13 protein-coding genes are annotated in these 17,826 nt (G+C 74.3%); 12 read left to right on the top strand and 1 reads right to left on the bottom strand.

Translation table 11 applies throughout. The annotated features are described in order from the left end of the window. Window positions 1-8 precede the first annotated feature (8 nt). The 11 genes from IH61_RS0126080 (at window position 9) to cobA (ending at window position 14,391) form a co-directional block, all read left to right on the top strand. A complete protein-coding gene (locus IH61_RS0126080) occupies window positions 9-557 on the top strand; it encodes an arginine repressor (protein ID WP_031074026.1) in 549 nt (182 codons plus the stop codon). A gap of 170 nt (window positions 558-727) precedes the next feature. Further along, on the top strand, window positions 728-2,152 hold the full coding sequence (argH, locus tag IH61_RS0126075) for an argininosuccinate lyase (RefSeq protein WP_031074024.1): 1,425 nt from the start codon (window positions 728-730) through the stop codon (window positions 2,150-2,152). A 63-nt stretch (window positions 2,153-2,215) separates the two neighbouring features. After that, a complete protein-coding gene (locus tag IH61_RS41415; RefSeq protein WP_158845298.1) occupies window positions 2,216-2,524 on the top strand; it encodes a hypothetical protein in 309 nt (102 codons plus the stop codon). Window positions 2,525-2,683: 159 nt separating this feature from the next. Continuing rightward, entirely contained in the window at window positions 2,684-3,187 is a 504-nt protein-coding gene (locus IH61_RS0126065; protein ID WP_031074021.1) for a GNAT family N-acetyltransferase, read from the top strand. Between the two features lie 562 nt (window positions 3,188-3,749). Continuing rightward, window positions 3,750-4,775, top strand: a complete 1,026-nt coding sequence (locus IH61_RS0126060) for a methionine ABC transporter ATP-binding protein (RefSeq protein ID WP_031074020.1) — start codon at window positions 3,750-3,752, stop codon at window positions 4,773-4,775. A gap of 5 nt (window positions 4,776-4,780) precedes the next feature. Continuing rightward, window positions 4,781-5,512, top strand: a complete 732-nt coding sequence (locus IH61_RS0126055) for a methionine ABC transporter permease (RefSeq protein WP_031074019.1) — start codon at window positions 4,781-4,783, stop codon at window positions 5,510-5,512. A 57-nt stretch (window positions 5,513-5,569) separates the two neighbouring features. Continuing rightward, window positions 5,570-6,394: a MetQ/NlpA family ABC transporter substrate-binding protein gene (locus tag IH61_RS0126050; protein WP_031074018.1), complete on the top strand. Its 825-nt coding sequence runs from the start codon at window positions 5,570-5,572 to the stop codon at window positions 6,392-6,394. 200 nt (window positions 6,395-6,594) lie between these two features. Beyond that, the gene (locus IH61_RS0126045; RefSeq protein ID WP_031074016.1) at window positions 6,595-7,227 is read left to right on the top strand and encodes a GNAT family N-acetyltransferase; all 633 of its coding nucleotides are present in this window, start codon (window positions 6,595-6,597) and stop codon (window positions 7,225-7,227) included. A 137-nt stretch (window positions 7,228-7,364) separates the two neighbouring features. Further along, window positions 7,365-8,621 carry a precorrin-6y C5,15-methyltransferase (decarboxylating) subunit CbiE gene (cbiE, locus tag IH61_RS0126040; RefSeq protein WP_031074013.1) on the top strand — a complete coding sequence of 419 codons (1,257 nt, stop codon included), beginning with the start codon at window positions 7,365-7,367 and terminating at the stop codon, window positions 8,619-8,621. 480 nt (window positions 8,622-9,101) lie between these two features. After that, window positions 9,102-12,947, top strand: a complete 3,846-nt coding sequence (cobT, locus tag IH61_RS0126035; protein ID WP_078911407.1) for a nicotinate-nucleotide--dimethylbenzimidazole phosphoribosyltransferase — start codon at window positions 9,102-9,104, stop codon at window positions 12,945-12,947. A gap of 196 nt (window positions 12,948-13,143) precedes the next feature. Then, window positions 13,144-14,391: a uroporphyrinogen-III C-methyltransferase gene (cobA, locus tag IH61_RS0126030; protein ID WP_031074009.1), complete on the top strand. Its 1,248-nt coding sequence runs from the start codon at window positions 13,144-13,146 to the stop codon at window positions 14,389-14,391. Between the two features lie 69 nt (window positions 14,392-14,460). On the opposite strand, the gene IH61_RS0126025 is transcribed toward cobA, so the two are convergent. After that, window positions 14,461-17,109 (bottom strand): SpoIIE family protein phosphatase, encoded by a 2,649-nt coding sequence (locus IH61_RS0126025; RefSeq protein ID WP_031074000.1) that lies wholly within the window; start codon window positions 17,107-17,109, stop codon window positions 14,461-14,463. Between the two features lie 88 nt (window positions 17,110-17,197). Between IH61_RS0126025 and IH61_RS0126020 the strand changes: the two genes are divergently transcribed. Then, window positions 17,198-17,826 (top strand): TrmH family RNA methyltransferase (locus tag IH61_RS0126020; protein WP_031073998.1); only part of this gene is annotated, 629 nt, incomplete at its 3' end.

Here is a 17,826-nt window from a genome sequence, read left to right as displayed (position 1 = left end):
ATAATCACATGACCGCTTCCCTCTCCGGCCCGTCCGCCGCCGGTCCGACGCCGCAGGTCCCCCAGACCCGCACGGCGCGCCACCGGCGGATCGTGGACCTGCTCACCCGCCAGCCCGTGCGCTCGCAGAGCCAGCTCGCCAAGCTGCTCGCCGACGACGGACTCGTGGTCACCCAGGCCACCCTCTCCCGGGACCTGGACGAGCTGGGAGCGGTCAAGATCCGCAACCGGGACGGCGCGCTCATCTACGCCGTCCCGGCCGAGGGCGGGGACCGCACCCCCCGCGCGCCCATGGGGGAGTCGGCCAGCGAGGGCCGGATGGCCCGCCTGGCCGGCGAGCTCATGGTCTCCGCGACGGCCTCCGGCAACCTCGTCGTGCTGCGCACCCCGCCCGGGGCCGCGCAGTTCCTCGCCTCGGCGATCGACCAGGCCGAGGTGTTCGAGATCATCGGCACCATCGCCGGCGACGACACCGTGCTCCTGATCAGCCGGGACCCGGCCGGCGGCCAGGCCCTGGCCGACCACCTGATGCAACTGGCCCAGGCCAAGGCGCAGTAGGCCCGCAAGGCCCGCAGGGCCCGCAGGGCCCGCAGGGAACGCCGACCCCGTCCACCGGGCGGGGTTGGCGTTTCATACGCCATCGTGCATACTTATGCCCATCACCGTAAACCTGTACGCGATGTACGTCCCGCACGTCCTGCACGTCCCCTCGTAAGGAGCTCGACGCGATGACCGCCGACCAGTCCGCCGACGTCCGCCTCTGGGGCGCGCGCTTCGCCGACGGCCCGTCCGAGGCGCTGGCCAAGCTCTCCGCCTCGGTCCACTTCGACTGGCGCCTCGCGCCGTACGACATCGCCGGCTCCAAGGCGCACGCCCGCGTCCTGCACAAGGCGTCGCTGCTCTCCGACGAGGAACTCGCCGCCATGCTGGCCGGGCTGGACCAGCTCCTCGCCGACGTCCGGGCGGGCACCTTCACCGGCACCATCGCCGACGAGGACGTGCACACCGCCCTGGAGCGGGGCCTGCTGGAGCGCCTCGGCGCCGAACTCGGCGGCAAGCTGCGGGCCGGGCGCTCGCGCAACGACCAGATCGCCACCCTGTTCCGGATGTACCTGCGCGACCACGCCAAGGTCATCGGCGGCCTGGTCCTCGACCTCCAACAGGCCCTGGTCGGCCTCGCCGAGGCCCACCCCGACACCGCGATGCCGGGCCGCACCCACCTCCAGCACGCGCAGCCCGTCCTCTTCGCCCACCACGTCCTCGCGCACGTGCAGGCCCTCGGCCGCGACGCCGAGCGGCTGCGCCAGTGGGACGCCCGCACCGCCGTCTCCCCGTACGGCTCCGGCGCGCTGGCCGGCTCCTCGCTCGGCCTCGACCCGCAGGCCGTCGCCGCCGAACTCGGCTTCGAGGGCGGCTCGGTGGGCAACTCCATCGACGGCACCGCCTCGCGGGACTTCGTCGCCGAGTTCGCCTTCGTCACCGCGATGATCGGCATCAACCTCTCCCGCATCGCGGAGGAGGTGATCATCTGGAACACCAAGGAGTTCGGCTTCATCACCCTGCACGACGCCTTCTCCACCGGCTCCTCGATCATGCCGCAGAAGAAGAACCCGGACATCGCCGAGCTGGCCCGCGGCAAGTCCGGCCGCCTCATCGGCAACCTCACGGGCCTGCTGGCCACCCTCAAGGCGCTGCCGCTGGCCTACAACCGGGACCTCCAGGAGGACAAGGAGCCGGTGTTCGACTCCTGCGACACGCTGGAGGTGCTGCTGCCCGCGTTCACCGGGATGATGGCCACCCTCACCGTGCACCGGGAGCGGCTGGAGGAGCTGGCCCCCGCCGGGTTCTCCCTCGCCACCGACATCGCCGAGTGGCTGGTCAAGCAGGGTGTGCCGTTCCGGGTCGCGCACGAGGTGGCGGGCGCCTGCGTGAAGGTCTGCGAGGCCGAGGGCATCGAGCTGTCCGACCTGACGGACGAGCAGTTCGCCGCGATCTCGGAGCACCTGACCCCCGAGGTGCGCTCGGTGCTCAGCGTGCACGGCGCCATCGCCTCCCGCGACGGGCGCGGCGGCACCGCCCCCTCTGCAGTCGCGGTCCAGCTCGCCGAGGTGAAGGCGGACCTGGCGCGGCAGCAGGAGTGGGTGCGGGGCTGACGCGCGGTCGGGGGAGGGGCGCGGCGGCCGTGCCGTCGCGCCCCTCCCGCGTGCGTGCCCCCGGTGGTCCGTAACCGCGCCCGCCCCGGCCCGGTCATGCACGGTGTGTGCACCCCCGACCCGGTCCTCCCCTCCGTCCCCTCCGCCGAGGACGTCTACCTCGCCGAGCACCGCCGCCGCGTCGTCCGCGAGACGGTCGCCGCCCTGCCCGGCCGCTGCCCGCAACTCGTCGCCGCCCTCGCCGAGGACCCGCCGCCGACGTACCGCGAGCTCTCCGAGCGCCTCGGCATGCCCAGGGGCTCCATCGGCCCCACCCGCTCCCGCTGTCTCGCCTGCCTGCGCCAACTCCTCCACGCGGAGCGCTATCCGTGACGTTCGCCACGTATGACCCTCCCGAAGGTTGAGCGGAGCTTGCACCCGGGTAGAGCGCTGGCGAACGAAAGCTCTTGACGGTGGCGCGATCACTCGGATACTGAGCGTGAGCGCGCCACCCTCTGCGCGCCGGGTACGACGATGGGGAGGCCCCAGCACATGGGCATGAGCGTGATCATCTCGGCGGCCGACGCCGAGGACGCGGAGCAGATCCTCAAGCTCCAGTACCTCGGCTACCAGCCCGAGGCGGAGCTGTACGGCAACTGGGCCATCGAGCCACTGACGCAGAGCCTGGAGAGCCTGCGCGGCGAACTGTCCCGGCAGCACGTCCTGGTCGCCCGGCTGGGCGACGAGGTGGTCGGCACCGTCCGCGGCAGCCTCGGCAAGGACAGCGTCGCCCGGATAGAGCGGCTGGTCGTCCACCCGAGGATGCAGCGCCACGGCCTCGGCGGCCGTCTGCTGGAGGCGCTGGAGCAGCGCCTCTCCGAGGACGGCCCGGTGGCGGCGTTCCGCCTGTTCACCGGTCACCGCAGCCTCGGCAACCTCCGGCTGTACGCCCGTCAGGGCTACCGTCAGACCGGCGTCGAGCAGGTCAGCAGCAGGCTCAGCTTCGTCCACCTGGAGAAGAAGCCGGCCGCCCTCCCGCTCGCCGCCACGGCCTGATCCACCGCCCGCACCTCCTCGGCGCCGCCACCATCCGGACGTTCCGGTGGCGGCGCCGAGCCATGTTTCCGCAGGTGACAGGCGCGTGTGTCCGCATTGCGGACAGCTGTCGCGACTGATTGGGCACCAACCGACCCATCTGATTTACTGGCTCACATGACTGCGACGACGAACTGGACCCCCACCGGCACCCTGCCGGCAGGTGAGCGTGCCATGTGTCGTCGAATGTGTCACCGCTGAGGGCCACCGCCCCCGGGCACCCCGTCGAGGGTGCCTCCTCCTCGCGCCCCGAAGCGAGACTCCGGCGCCGTTCCGTCCGTGTGAACGTCGCCGCCTTCCTCCCGGAACCCTTCCCCCTGTCGTGCCCGCTCGCGGCCGCCGGTGACTCGTAAGGGCCACGCCGTCGCGCGGCCCGGCCGTCCACCGGCCACGATCAAGGAGTGGCAGGCCCGGATCCCCCCTTCGGCGCAGCGCCGTACACAGCGCCGAACCGACAGCGCCGCCGACCCGCCCGGTCGGGCGGTCGTCCCACGCCGCCCGCCCCCGACCCACGGAAGCCCCTGTGATCACCACCACGGACCTCACGAAGGTCTACCGCTCCCGAGGCCGCGAGGTCACCGCCCTCGCCGGCGTCGACCTGCACGTCCGCCCGGGCGAGGTCTACGGAGTCGTCGGCACCAGCGGTGCCGGCAAGTCCACCCTCATCCGCTGCGTGAACATGCTGGAGCGCCCGACCTCCGGCACCGTCACCGTGGACGGGCTCGAACTCACCGCCCTGCCCGGCGGCGAGAACCGGGCCGGCCGGGAGCTGCGCGAGGCGCGCCGCCGCATCGGCATGGTCTTCCAGCACTTCAACCTGCTCTCCTCGCGGACGGTGCGCCAGAACGTCGAACTCCCGCTGGAGATCATCGGCCTGGACCGCACCGAACGCCGCCGCAAGGCCGGCGAGCTGCTGGAGCTGGTCGGCCTCGCCGACAAGGCCCGCAGCTACCCGGCCCAGCTCTCCGGCGGCCAGAAGCAGCGCGTGGGCATCGCCCGCGCCCTCGCGGGGGACCCGAAGGTCCTCCTCTCCGACGAGGCCACCTCGGCCCTCGACCCGGAGACCACCCGCTCGATCCTCAGGCTGCTGCGCGACCTCAACCAGCAACTGGGCCTGACCGTCCTGCTGATCACCCACGAGATGGACGTCATCAAGTCCGTCTGCGACTCCGCCGCCCTGATGCGCGGCGGCCGGGTGGTCGAGTCCGGCGCGCTGACCGACCTGCTCGCCCGGCCCGGCTCCGAACTGGCCCGCGAGCTGTTCCCGCTCAGCGAGTTCGGCACCGGCCACCCCGGCGCCACCGTGCTGGAGATCACCTTCCAGGGCGACACCCCGGCCCAGCCGTTCGTCTCCCAGCTCGCCCGCACCTACCAGATCGACATCAACATCCTCGGCGCGGCGGTGGAGACCATCGCCGGCCGGATGGTCGGCCGGATGCGCGTCGAGCTGCCCGGCGGCCACCAGGACAACGTGGTGCCGATCGGCTACCTGCGCGAGCAGGGCCTGCAGGTCGACGTGGTCGGTGCGACGGACGGAGCGGCGGCATGAGCGGCCTGACCTGGGACCAGATGCAGGACCTGATGTGGCCCGCCACCCAGGAGACCTTCCAGATGGTCGGCGTCGCGACCGCCTGCACCGTCCTCCTCGGCCTGCCCCTCGGCCTCCTGCTGGTGCTCACCTCCAAGGGAGGGGTGCTCCAGAACCAGCCGGTGAACAAGGTGCTCGGCGCGATCGTGAACCTCACACGCTCGATGCCCTTCATCATCCTGATGATCGCCCTGATCTCCTTCACCCGCTGGCTGACCGGCAACTCCCTCGGCTGGCAGGCGGCCACCGTGCCGCTGACCGTCGGCGCGATCCCCTTCTTCGCCCGGCTGGTCGAGACCTCCGTCCGCGAGGTCGACCGCGGCCTGGTCGAGGCCGTCCACGCGATGGGCGGCGGCACCTGGACGCTGGTGCGCAAGGTGCTGGTCCCCGAGGCCCTGCCCGGCATCGTCGCCTCGATCACCACCACCGTCATCGCCCTGATCGGCTACTCCGCGATGGCCGGCACGGTCGGCGGCGGCGGCCTCGGCGACCTCGCCTACCGGTACGGCTACCTGCGGTTCGAGACCACCTTCATGTGGATCATCGTGGCGGAGATCGCGCTCATCGTCACCGTGATCCAGCTGGCCGGCGACTACGCCGTGCGCCGGCTGGGCGGCCGCGGCACCGGCGGCGGACGCACCCGGCTGCTGCGCCCCCGCCCCGCGACGACCTCCGACGAGGACCTCGTCGCCTCCTGAACCTCCCTCGTCCGACCCCGGGCGCGGCTCCCCGTTCCACGCAGAAAGGCACTTTTCGTGCGCAACACCGTGAAGTTCACCAGCGTCCTCGCCACCGCCGGCCTCGCCCTCTCGCTGGCCGCCTGCAGCAGCTCCGGTTCCTCCTCCTCGGACCCGAACGCGCCGCTGAAGGTCGCCGCGACCCCCACCCCGCACGGGCAGATCCTGAAGTTCGTCAAGGACAACCTCGCGGACAAGGCCGGCCTCAAGCTCGAGATCAAGGAGGTCACGGACTACGTGACCCCCAACACGGCGGTGCAGGACGGTTCGGCCGACGCCAACTACTTCCAGCACGTGCCGTACCTGGAGGACTTCAACAAGAAGAACGGGACGGACATCGTCTCCGTCGAGACGGTCCACCTGGAGCCGCTGGGCGCCTACTCCAAGAAGGTCAAGTCGCTCAACGACCTGCCGGACGGCGCCACCGTCGCCGTGCCCAACGACGCCACCAACGAGGGCCGCGCGCTCAAGCTGCTCGCCGACAACAAGCTGATCACCCTCAAGGACGGCGCCGGGACGGCCGCCACCCCGGCCGACGTCAAGGACAACCCGAAGCACCTCAAGTGGAAGGAGCTGGAGGCCGCCCAGCTGCCCCGCTCCCTCGGCGACGTGGACGCCGCCGTGATCAACGGCAACTTCGCGATCGAGGGCGGTCTCAAGCCGACCACCGACGCCCTGGTGCTGGAGAAGGCCGAGGGCAACCCGTACGCCAACATCCTGGCCGTCAAGAAGGGCAAGGAGAACGACCCGCGGGTCAAGAAGCTGGCCGAGCTGCTGCACTCCGCCGAGGTCAAGAAGTACATCCAGGACACCTTCCAGGGCGCCGTCATCCCCGCGTTCTGATCGTCGTACCGCAATACCTCGTGACGCCCGACCGGGCCCCCGCCGACCGCAGGCGGGGGCCCGGTCGGGCAGTATGCCCGGGTGGACGCCTCGGCACAGGGCGTTCTGACGTACCGTCGTGCGCGCGGCGCACCGGGCGCCACCCGTCGCACGGCGGGGGCGTACGGTGTTGTGTTCACGACCCGGCGAGGAGAGACGGCATGCCAGCGAGCTTCCCCGAGACCGCCATCAGCACCGAACGGCTGCTGCTGCGGCCCCTGGCGGAGGACGACGCCCCGGGCCTGGCCGAGATGATGGCCGACGACCTCGTCCTGGCCTGGACGGACCTCCCGCACCCGTTCACCGAGGCGTACGCGGCCGACCTCGCCCGCACCCACGCCCCCGCCCACCGCGCCGCCGGCCACGGCATCCTCTTCGCCGTCACCGAGCACCTCACCCAGCGCCTGGTCGGCCTGGTCGAACTGCGCAACACCGACTGGCGGCTGCGCAGCACCGAGATCTCGTACGTCACCGCCTCCTGGGCGCGCGGCGAGGGCTACGCCCCGGAGGCCGTCCTCGGCGTCGCCCAGTGGCTCTTCGAGGACCGCGGCTTCCTGCGCCTGGAGCTGCGCACCGCCGCCGGGAACACCGCCGCCCAGCAGGTCGCCCAGAAGATCGGCGGCATCAGCGAGGGCGTGCTGCGCAGCGCCTGGATAGTGCGCGGGGAGTCCGGGGAGTTCGTCGAGAGGTCCACCGGGGAGAGCCGCAGCGACCTCATCCTGTGGAGCCTCCTCCCGGAGGACCTGGAAGCCCCCGAGCCCCGGCCCGTCGGCCGCTACGCGCTGCGCGACTAGAGGAGGCCCCGCCCGGCACGGACACGTGTGCGAGTCATGAGCCTCATGGGGGATCACACCCGGTAACCTCTCCTGCGGCACCCCGAGTGGCGCCGAGTGGCTCCGAGTGGCACCGAGTCGAGGGAGAACGGCCGCAGATGGCTGACCGGATCACGGTCATCGGGTGGGACGGCACACCGCTGACCGAGGCCGCCGGCGCGGCCCTGGCCGGCGCGACCCTCGTCGCCGGCGCCCCCTACCAACTGGGCGCCCTGCCGGTGCCGCCCACCGCCGAGCGGATCATCCTCGGCGACATCCAGCAGGCCGCCAAGCGGATCGCCGAACACCGGGGCGCCGCCGTCGTCGTCGCCGAGGGAGACCCGGGGTTCTTCGGCGTCGTGCGCACCCTGCGCCGCCCGGAGTACGGCCTCGAACTCGAGGTCCTGCCCGCCGTCTCCTCCGTCGCCACCGCCTTCGCCCGGGCCGGCATGCCCTGGGAGGACGCCCAGGTGGTCAGCGCCCACGGCGGACGGCTGCGCCGCGCGGCCAACATCTGCCGGGCCCACCCCAAGGTCGCGGTCCTCACCGCCCCGGGCGCCGGGCCCGCCGAACTCGCCCTGATGCTGCGCGGGGTGCACCGCACCTTCGTCGTCTGCGAGGCCCTCGGCACCCCGGAGGAGGACGTCACCGTCCTCACCTCCGACCGCATCGCCGACCACGACTGGCGCGACCCCAACGTGGTGCTGGTGATCGGCGGCAACGCCCAGACGGCCGGCGCCACCGTCGGCCAGGCGGCCGGCTGGCTGGCCGGACGGCCCGTCGGCTACCCCGGCGCGGAACGCGGCTGGGCACTCCCCGCCGACGCCTACGCGGGCGCCGGGCGCGCGGAGGGCGAAACCGGCGCACCGGAGGCCCTTCCGGCGCACGCCCGCGCACTGGTGCTCGCCCGACTGGGCGCCCGCCCCGGGGACCTCGTCTGGGTCGTGGGCGCCGGCCACGGCGCGCTCGCGGTGGAGGCGGCCCGCTTCGGCGCCGCCGTGGTCGCCGTCGAGGGCTCCCGCTCGGCCTGCGCCCGGCTCACCGTCAACGCCCGCCGCTACGGCGCCGAGGTGGAGACGGTCCACGGCCACGGCCCCGAGGTGCTCGGGGGCCTGCCGGAGCCGGACCTCGCCGTGGTCGAGTCCGGCGGCCTGGACGTCGTACGCGCGGTGCTCGCCCGCAAGCCCGAACGGTTCGTCGCGGTACCCCGGACCTTCGCCGAGGCCGACCAGGTCCGCCGCGCCATCGCCGAGGCCGGCTACCGGGTGGACGGCGCGCTGCTCCAGTCCACGCCCCTGGTGGGGGAGGAGGACGGGCTGACGCTGGGCTCCGGAAGGGGCGGCGTGCTGCTGCTCTGGGGTGAGCAGATCCTGTGAAGGGCTCGGGCGCACGGCGGAACCGCCGGGTGCCCCCGCGGTGATCCAGGTCGCATCCGGACACCGATTCGAGAGGTCACCGCGTCGGGCCGGTAGTGTGACGTCATGGCGGCCGTTGTCGCCGACGGCGCGCCCGATTCGGTCGGTTTGTCACCTTTTTGACGCGGTGCAGCCCGGTTCCGCTCGGAGTGTGGGCAATTCGACGGGCCGGGCGCCGGACCTGGAGAATGCCGTAGGGTCCGGTGCGGTCGTGCCGGTTGCCCCGGGTTGTCGTTGTTTCAGACGGTGCGCCGCCCCTGCGGGCGGTGCCCGGGCCGGGGTGTCGCAGCGCGCCGGAAGGACCTGGCCGCAGCGCCTCGGCGCGGCGGCCGCGTGTGGTTGAGGGGCGGGTCGGTGCAGGCCCGGCCCGGCGGATGGGCGCTGCGGTCGGTTGATCGCGTCGCCAAGGGGCGCGGCAGCGGCCTGGAAGGAGCTTTGACAATGACCGATGGCGGCCACGTCCCCGGTGAGGGACTGCCGGAGCACCTGCACGCCGGGCCCGACCCGCTCGGCGGACCGGAGGGCGTCGCGGGCGTTGCACCCCTGCAGGGCGTCGCGACCGACGGGGGCCTGATCCCCAACCCGGCGGCGCCCCACGGCGTCATCCCGCAGCAGGGCCAGCAGGGCTTCACCGTCCCGGCCCCCGGCCTGCCCGGCGACGGCTGGACCGTCGACCAGGGCACGCCCCGCCCGGCCTTCCACTTCCTCGACCAGCCGGACGGGCTGGACGAGGAGGAGGACGTCCTCCTGATGCCCGGCCCGCAGGGCTCCTGGGGCGAGCCCTCCGTGGCCGCCCCGGTCGAGCACGCGCCGCAGGCGCCGCACGCCCAGCAGTTGGAGGGCGCGCAGGTGGACGGCACGCAGCTGGAGGGCACGCCCGTCGAGCCGTCCTGGCCGCCGTTGGACCCGCCGGCGCTCGGAGGCCCCGAGCACGGGCAGCAGCCCGTCCACGCCGTCCCGGCCCAGCCGCAGGCACCGCAGCCGGTGACGCCCCTTCAGGCGCAGCGCCGCCCGCTGCACGCCGGGCCGCCCATCCCGGACCCGTCGATGATGACCGGCCAGGTGCCGGTCCGTTCGCTGGCCGACCGCGGGCCCTCGCAGGGCGGCACGCCCGCGCACGGCATCCCGGTCGTCGGGCCCGCCCAGGGCACGCCCGCGCACGGCGTTCCGATGGTCGCGCCGCTGCAGGGCGTCCCGGTGGCCGACCAGTCGCAGGTCGGCACCCCGGCGCACGGCGTCGCGGTGGCCGAGCCCCTGCAGGCCGGGGCCCCGGTCGTGGCCCAGGGCGTCCCGGTGGCCGACCAGCCGCAGGCCGGTACGCCCGCGCACGGTGTCGCGGTGGGCGACCCCTCGCAGGTCGGTGTCCCGGTCGCGCCTTCGGCGGGCACGCCTGCCCAGGGCGTCGTGGTGATCGACCCGTCGCTGGCCGGTGCGCCCGTGGACGGCGTCGCTGTGGTCGACCCGGCGCAACTCGTCGAGGTCGCCCAGGTCGTCGAGGTCGCCCAGGTCGTCGAGGTCGTCGAGCAGTCGCAGTCCGGCACGCCCGCCCACGGCATCCCGGTCGCCGGGCAGCCGCCGATGGCCGAGGCCGTCGCCGCAGCCGCCCCGCAGCCGGTGCCTCAGGTCACCTTCATCGCCCCGGTGATGCAGGAGGCCCCCGCGGCTCCGGGCACGGAGGCGCATGCGTACGAGCAGGTGCCGCTGGCCTCCCAGCCGGTCGAGGGCGTGCCGTCCGTGGAGACGGTCGGCGCCATCGAGGTGATCGAGGTCGTGGAGACGCCGGAGGACGGCGTCGCCCAGGCCGCCCCGGCCGCCCCGGTCGCGCCGGAGCCCGTCCAGGAGCCGGTGGCGCAGGCCCTCGTGACGGAGCCGCAGGCCGTCGTCGCGGAGTCGGTCGCCGTCGAGACCGTGGTCGTCGAGGCCGTCGCCGAGCAGCCCGAGGCTTCCGCCCCGGCCCAGCCGCGCCGGATCTCCGCCTTCCTCGCCGCGCCCACCTCGCACGGCTTGCCCAAGGTCGAGGCGGCCGCGCAGCAGGAGGCGCCCATAGTGGCCGCCGACGCGCCGCAGGCCGTCGAGGTGGCCGAGGCCGTCGAGCCGGTCGAGCAGCCCGAGCAGCCCGAGGCCCCCGTCGTCGAGGAGGCTGCCGAGCCGGTCGCCGAGACCGCCGTCGGCACCGGTGAGATGCCGTCCGGTCAGGCCGTCGCCGAGCCGGTCGAGTCCCCGGAGGCCGCGGAGTCCCCGGAGGCCCCGGAGCCGTCCGTCGAGGGCGAGCAGCCCGCCGAAGCCGCCGCAGCCGTCGAGGCCGTCGCGGCCGTCGCGCCGGAGTCCGAGCAGCAGCCCGCCGCCGAGGCGCCGCAGGCCGAGCAGGCCGAGCAGGCGGAGCCCGTCGCGGAGCAGCCGTCCGAGGCTTCCGAGCCCGCTGAGCCCGCCGAGCCCGAGCCCGTCCAGGAGGAGGCCCCGGCCGTCGAGCAGCAGCCCGCCGAGGCCGAGCAGCCGCAGCCCGAGGAGCCCACCGAGCCCGCCGAGCCCCGCGGCCCCGCCGCCCCCGGCTACGACGAGGCCGGGCGCGACGCCGTCCACCAGGTGATCCGCGAGCGCCGCGACATCCGCAACGGCTTCCGCCCGGACCCGATCCCGCACGAGGTGCTGATCCGCGTCCTGGAGGCCGCCCACACGGCCCCCAGCGTCGGCTACTCGCAGCCCTGGGACTTCGTGGTGATCCGCTCCGCCAAGACCCGCAGGCGCATGCACGCCCTGGCCGAGCGCCAGCGCGAGGCGTACGCGGACTCGCTGCCCAAGGGCCGGGCGAAGCAGTTCAAGGAAATCAAGATCGAGGCCATCCTCGACACCCCGGTGAACATCGTGGTCACCGCCGACCGCACCCGCGGCGGCCGCCACACCCTGGGCCGCCACACCCAGCCGCAGATGGCCCCGTACTCGGCCGCCCTGGCCGTCGAGAACCTCTGGCTGGCCGCCCGCGCCGAGGGCCTGGGCGTCGGCTGGGTGAGCTTCTTCGACGACGAGCAGCTGGTCCGCGAGCTGGGCCTGCCCGAGCACCTGGAGGTCGTCGCCTACCTGTGCGTCGGCTTCGTCGACGAGTTCCCGGGCGAGCCGGAGCTGGAGCAGCAGGGCTGGGCGAAGAAGCGCCCGCTGTCCTGGGTGGTCCACGAGGAGCAGTACGGCAACCGCGCGCTGCCCGGCGAGGAGCCGCAGAACCTGCTCGCGGAGACCCTGCGCGGCATCCGCCCGCTGGACGCGAAGGCGCTCGGCGAGGCGTGGGACCGCCAGAAGCGGATGACCAAGCCGGCCGGCTCGCTCGGCATGCTGGAGATCATCTCCGCCCAGCTGTGCGGACTGTCCCGCAAGTGCCCGCCGCCGATCCCGGAGCCCGCCTGCGTGGCGATCTTCGCGGGCGACCACGGCGTGCACGCCCAGGGCGTCACCCCCTGGCCGCAGGAGGTGACCGCCCAGATGGTCGGCAACTTCCTGGCCGGGGGAGCGGTGATCAACTCCTTCGCCAAGCAGATCGGCACCGAGGTCTGCGTGGTGGACGTCGGCGTGGCCGCCGAGCTGCCGGAGGCCGTCCAGCAGGGCCGGGCGACGGGCCTGCTGCCGCGCAAGGTCAAGCCCGGCACGGACGACATGACCCAGGGCCCGGCGATGACCCGCGAGGAGGCGCTGCAGGCCATCGAGGTCGGCATCGAGACCGCCCGCGACTTGGTCGCGGCGGGCAACAAGGCCCTGGTCACCGGGGACATGGGGATCGCCAACACCACCGCCTCGGCGGCCCTGATCTCGGTGTTCACGGGTCTGGACCCGGCCGAGGTCACCGGCCGCGGCACCGGCATCGACGACGAGACCCACGCCCGCAAGATCGAGGTCATCCGCGCCGCGCTGGCCCTCCACCAGCCCGACCCGAACGACCCGATCGGCGTCCTCGCCGCGATCGGCGGCCTGGAGCACGCGGCCATCGCGGGCTTCCTGCTCGGCGCCGCCTCGCTGCGCACCCCGGTGGTGCTGGACGGCGTCATCGCCGGTTCGGCCGCACTGGTGGCCAAGGCCATCGCCCCCGAGGTGCTGGCCGCCTGCATCGCGGGCCACCGCTCCGCCGAGCCCGGCCACCAGGCCGCGCTGGCCAAGCTCGGCCTGCGCCCGCTGATCGACCTGGACCTGCGCCTCGGCGAGGGCACCGGCGCCCTGCTGGCCCTCCCGCTGGTGCAGAGCGCGGCCCGGGCGATGCACGATGTAGCCACCTTCGACTCCGCCGGGGTCACCGAGAAGGCTTGACGCAGCCCGTACACCGCTTCGCGGACCGGCCCGAGGGCGCCGGTCCGCGCAGCGGCGTACAGGGTCTGTCCGGCCGACCTCGCCGGGCCCGCGACGCCGGGCGCCCAACGCCGCGGGCTGATCCGCCGAGGTCGGCCGGACAGACCCTCGCCGTACGCACGCCCCACACCCTCACCTCGCACCAGGAGCACCGCCGATGACCGCGCCCACCCCGCACCCCAGCACCGAAGGCCGTACGCCCTACCCGGTCGGCCTGCTGCTGGCCGGCCGCCGCGTCGTGGTGGTCGGCGGCGGCCACGTCGCGCAGCGGCGGCTGCCCGCCCTGATCGCCTCCGGCGCCGAACTGCACCTGATATCCCCGGCCACCACCCCGGCCGTCCAGGCCATGGCCGACGCGGGCGAGGTCACCTGGCACGCCCGCCCGTACGAGGACGGCGACCTCGCCGGCGCCTGGTACGCCCTGGTCGCCACCGACGACCCGGCCGTCAACGCGGCCGTCAGCGCCGAGGCCGAGCGCGAGCGGGTGTTCTGCTCCCGCAGCGACGACGCCTCCGCCGCCTCGGCCTGGACCCCGGCCAGCGGCCGCGACGCGGGCGCCACCGTCGCCGTCCTCACCGGGGACCCGCGCCACTCCGCCGCCCTGCGCGACGCCATCGTGGACGGCCTGCGGGACGGCTCCCTGGCCGCCCGCCAGTACCGCTCCCGCGGCGCCGGGGTGGCCCTGGTCGGCGGCGGCCCCGGCGACCCGGACCTCATCACCGTGCGCGGCCGCCGCCTCCTCGCCGACGCCGACGTGGTGGTCGCCGACCGCCTCGCCCCGCGCGAGCTGCTCGCCGAGCTGCCCGAGCACGTCGAGGTCATCGACGCCTCCAAGATCCCCTACGGCCGGTTCATGGCCCAGGAGGCCATCAACCGCACCCTGATCGAGCACGCCAAGGCCGGAAAGTTCGTCGTCCGGCTCAAGGGCGGCGACCCGTACGTCTTCGGCCGCGGCGGCGAGGAACTGCTCGCCTGCGCCGAGGCCGGCATCCCCGTGACCGTGGTGCCCGGGATCTCCAGCTCGATCAGCGTCCCGGCGGCGGCCGGCGTGCCCGTCACCCACCGGGGCCTCACCCACGAGTTCACGGTGATCTCCGGCCACGTCGGCCCCGACGACGAGCGCTCCCTCACCAACTGGGACGCCGCCGCGCGGATGAGCGGCACCCTGGTGCTGCTGATGGCCGTGGACAAGATCGGCGCGATCGCCGCCCGGCTGGTCGCCGCCGGCCGCTCGGCCGACACCCCGGTCGCGATCGTCCAGGAGGGCACCACCGCCGCCCAGCGCCGCGTGGACGCCATCCTGGGTACCGTCGCCGCCGTGGTCGAGGCCGAGGGCGTCAAGCCGCCGGCCGTCATCGTGATCGGCGAGGTCGTCGACGTCCTGGCCGCCGCCTTCCGGAAGTGAGCTCGGCCCAGTGACCCCGGCGGAGTGGGAAGTCGGCCCGTCCGACTTCCCACGCACTCCGGTTCCCGCTCACTCCAGCGGCTGCTCCGTCCAGATGACCTTCCCCGTCGCCGTGTAGCGCGTCCCCCAGCGGTCCGCGAACTGCGCGACCAGGAACAGCCCGCGCCCGCCCTCGTCCTCGCTCGCCGCGTACCGCAGGTGCGGCGAGGTGCTGCTGCCGTCCGACACCTCGCAGATCAGCGCCCGGTCGCGCAGCAGCCGCACCCGGATCGGCCCGGAGCCGTAGCGGATCGCGTTGGTCACCAGCTCGCTGAGGATCAGCTCGGTCACGAACGCCGCCTCCTCCAGCCCCCACTGCGCCAGCCGCTCCGCCACCGCCGCCCGCACCTCCCGTACGGCCGCCGGGTCCGAGGCCACCTCCCACTCCGCGACGTGGTCCGGCGCCAGCACCCTCGTCCGCGCGACCAGCAGCGCGATGTCGTCCTGCGGCTCGGCCGGCAGCAGCGCCCCCAGCAGGTCCGCACAGGTCTGCTCGGGCGTGCGCGCCGACCCGGACAGCACCGCCCGCAGCTGCTCCAGCCCCGCGCCGACCTCCCGGGTGCGGTCCGCCACCAGGCCGTCCGTGAACAGCACCAGCCGGCTGCCCTCGGCGAGCTCCAGCTCCACCGCCTCGAACGGCAGGTCCGCCAGCCCCAGCGGAGGCCCGATCGGCACCGGCGCGAACGCCACGTGCCCCTGCGGGTCCACCACCGCCGGCGCCAGGTGCCCGGCGCCCGCCATCGTGCAGCGGCGCGAGACCGGGTCGTAGATCGCGTACAGGCAGGTCGCCCCGGCCGGGCCGAAGCCCTCCCCGGCCGCCTCCTCCCGGTCGATCCTGCTCACCAACTCGTCCAGGTGGCCCAGGAGTTCATCCGGCGGCAGGTCCAGCGTCGAGAAGTTGTGGATCGCCGTGCGCAGCCGCCCCATCGTCGCCGCCGCGTGCAGCCCGTGCCCGACCACGTCCCCGACCACCAGCGCCACCCGCGCCCCCGGCAGCGGGATCACGTCGAACCAGTCCCCGCCCACCCCGGCCCGCGCCGGCAGGTAGCGGTACGCCACGTCCAGCGCGTCCTGCTCCGGCAGGGTGCGCGGCAGCAGGCTGTGCTGCAGCGTCACCGCCATCTCGTGCTCCCGGGTGAAGCGCCGGGCGTTGTCCACGCACACCGCCGCGTGCGCCACCAGCTCCTCCGCCAGCACCAGGTCCTCCGCCTCGAACGGCTCCGGCCGCTGCGCCCGCCAGAACCGGACCACCCCGAGCAGCACCCCGCGCGCCCGCAGCGGCACCCGCAGCAGCGAGTGCACCCCGTACGCCAGCACCTGCTCCGACCGCTCCGGGTCCTGGCGCCGCCAGCCCTCCGCCTCCGCCAGGCGCGGCTCCAGGCCCGGCTCGCCGCTGTCCAGCGCCCCGGCCAGCGGGGTGGCGGGCACCACGTCCAGCACCGTGCCGACCGGGTGGAACGGCGCGTCCTCGCGCACCCCGGCGAGAGCCGTGCGCCGCACCCGCCCCAGCTGCCCGCCCGGCGGGGGCTCCTCACCGGTGAGCACCTGCTCGGCGAGGTCCACCGTGACGAAGTCCGCGAAGCGCGGCACCGCGACCTGGGCCAGCTCCTCCGCCGTTCGCGTCACGTCCAGCGTGCTGCCCACCGTCATCCCCGCGTCGTACAGCAGCCGCAGCCGCCGCTGCACGGTCTCCACCCGGCCGCTCAGCGCCAGCAGCTCGGTGGAGTCGCGCAGCGTCGCCACGCAGCCGGGCGGCCCGCCCGCCTGGTCCGTCAGCCGCACGTTCACCGCGAGCAGCCGCTCGCCGGCGGGCACCACCTGGTCGGTCACCGGACGGTCGGCGGTCAGCAGCTCCAGCGGGGCCGGCTCCAGGCCCAGCTCCGTGACGGGCCGGCCCTCGGCGTCCGGCGGCAGGTCGAGCAGGCGGCGGGCCTCGTCGTTGCAGAGCAGCAGCCGCCCGTCTCCGGCGACGATCACCACGCCCTCGCGCACCGCGTGCAGCACCGCCGCGTGGTGCTCGTACATCCGGGTCATCTCCGCCGGGTCCAGCCCGTGCGTCTGGCGCCGCAGCCGCCGGGTGATCAGCGCCGTCCCCAGCGTGGCCAGGGCGATCGCGCCCGCCGCCACGGCCAGCACCACCGGCAGCTGACGCGCGCTCGCGGTGTCCACGTTCCGTACGGTGATGCCCGCCGAGACGAGCCCGGCCACCGAACCGTCCGGCGCGTACACCGGCACCACGGCCTGCACCAGCGGCCCGAGCGTGCCGTTGACGTGCTCGGTCACCACCTTCCCGTGCAGCGCGGGCTCGAAGGTGCCGATGAACATCTGGCCGATCCGGGCCGGGTTCGGATGCGTGTAGCGGATGCCCTGGTCGCTCAGCACCACCACGAAATCCACCCCCGAGGCCACCCGCGCCGCCTCCGCCCTCGGCTGCAGCACGGCCGTCGGGTCGGGGGAGCGCAGCGCGTCCACGATGCCCGGCGCGTTGGCGAAGGTCTGGGCCACCGCCACGGAGTGGTCGCGTGCCTCCTGGTCGGCGTCCCCCCGCGACTGCACCACCAGTGCCACCGCCGCGGCGATCACCAGCAGCAGCACCACGAGGATCTGCAGCGCGAACACCTGTCCGGCCACCGACCGCAGCCGCACCGGCCAGGGCCGCCTCGCGCGGGGTCGGGCCATACGGTCATGTTGGCACTCCCGTCACGCCGGGACCACCCGCCCCTTGGCCCGTTTGGCCTTCCCCGCCCGGCCTTGGCAAGATCGCAGGGTGTCCGAACCCAGCACCGTCACCGACCCCGCCGACCCGCGCCTGGCCGACTACACCGGCCTGACCGACGTCGAACTGCGCCGCCGCCGCGAACCCGCCGAGGGCCTGTTCATCGCCGAGGGCGAGAAGGTCATCCGCCGCGCCCTCGCCGCCGGCTACCGGATGCGCTCGATGCTGCTGACCGCCAAGTGGCTGGACGTGATGGCCGACGTCATCGCCGAGGCCGACGCCCCCGTCCACGTGGTCGACCCGCACCTCGCCGAAGCCGTCACCGGCTACCACGTCCACCGCGGCGCCCTCGCCTCCATGGAGCGCAAGCCCCTCCCCGACGCCGCCACCCTCCTCACCGGAGCCCGCCGCGTCGCCGTCCTCGAAGGTCTCGTCGACCACACCAACCTCGGCGCCATCTTCCGCAGCGCCGCCGCCCTGGGCATGGACGCCGTCCTCCTCTCACCCGACTGCGCCGACCCCCTCTACCGCCGCGCCGTCAAGGTCTCCATGGGCGCCGTCTTCGCCGTCCCCTACGCCCGCCTCGACCCCTGGCCCGCCGCCCTCGACACCGTCCGCGCCGCCGGCTTCACCCTCCTCGCCCTCACCCCCGCCGAAACCGCCCTCGATCTCCCCACCCT

It is taken from the genome of Streptomyces sp. NRRL WC-3742 (genome assembly GCF_000720635.1).
In the GTDB taxonomy this organism is placed as follows: Bacteria; Actinomycetota; Actinomycetes; order Streptomycetales; family Streptomycetaceae; genus Kitasatospora.
The sequence above is the reverse complement of the archived record's forward strand: the minus strand, read 5'-3'. Positions and strand labels throughout refer to the sequence as shown.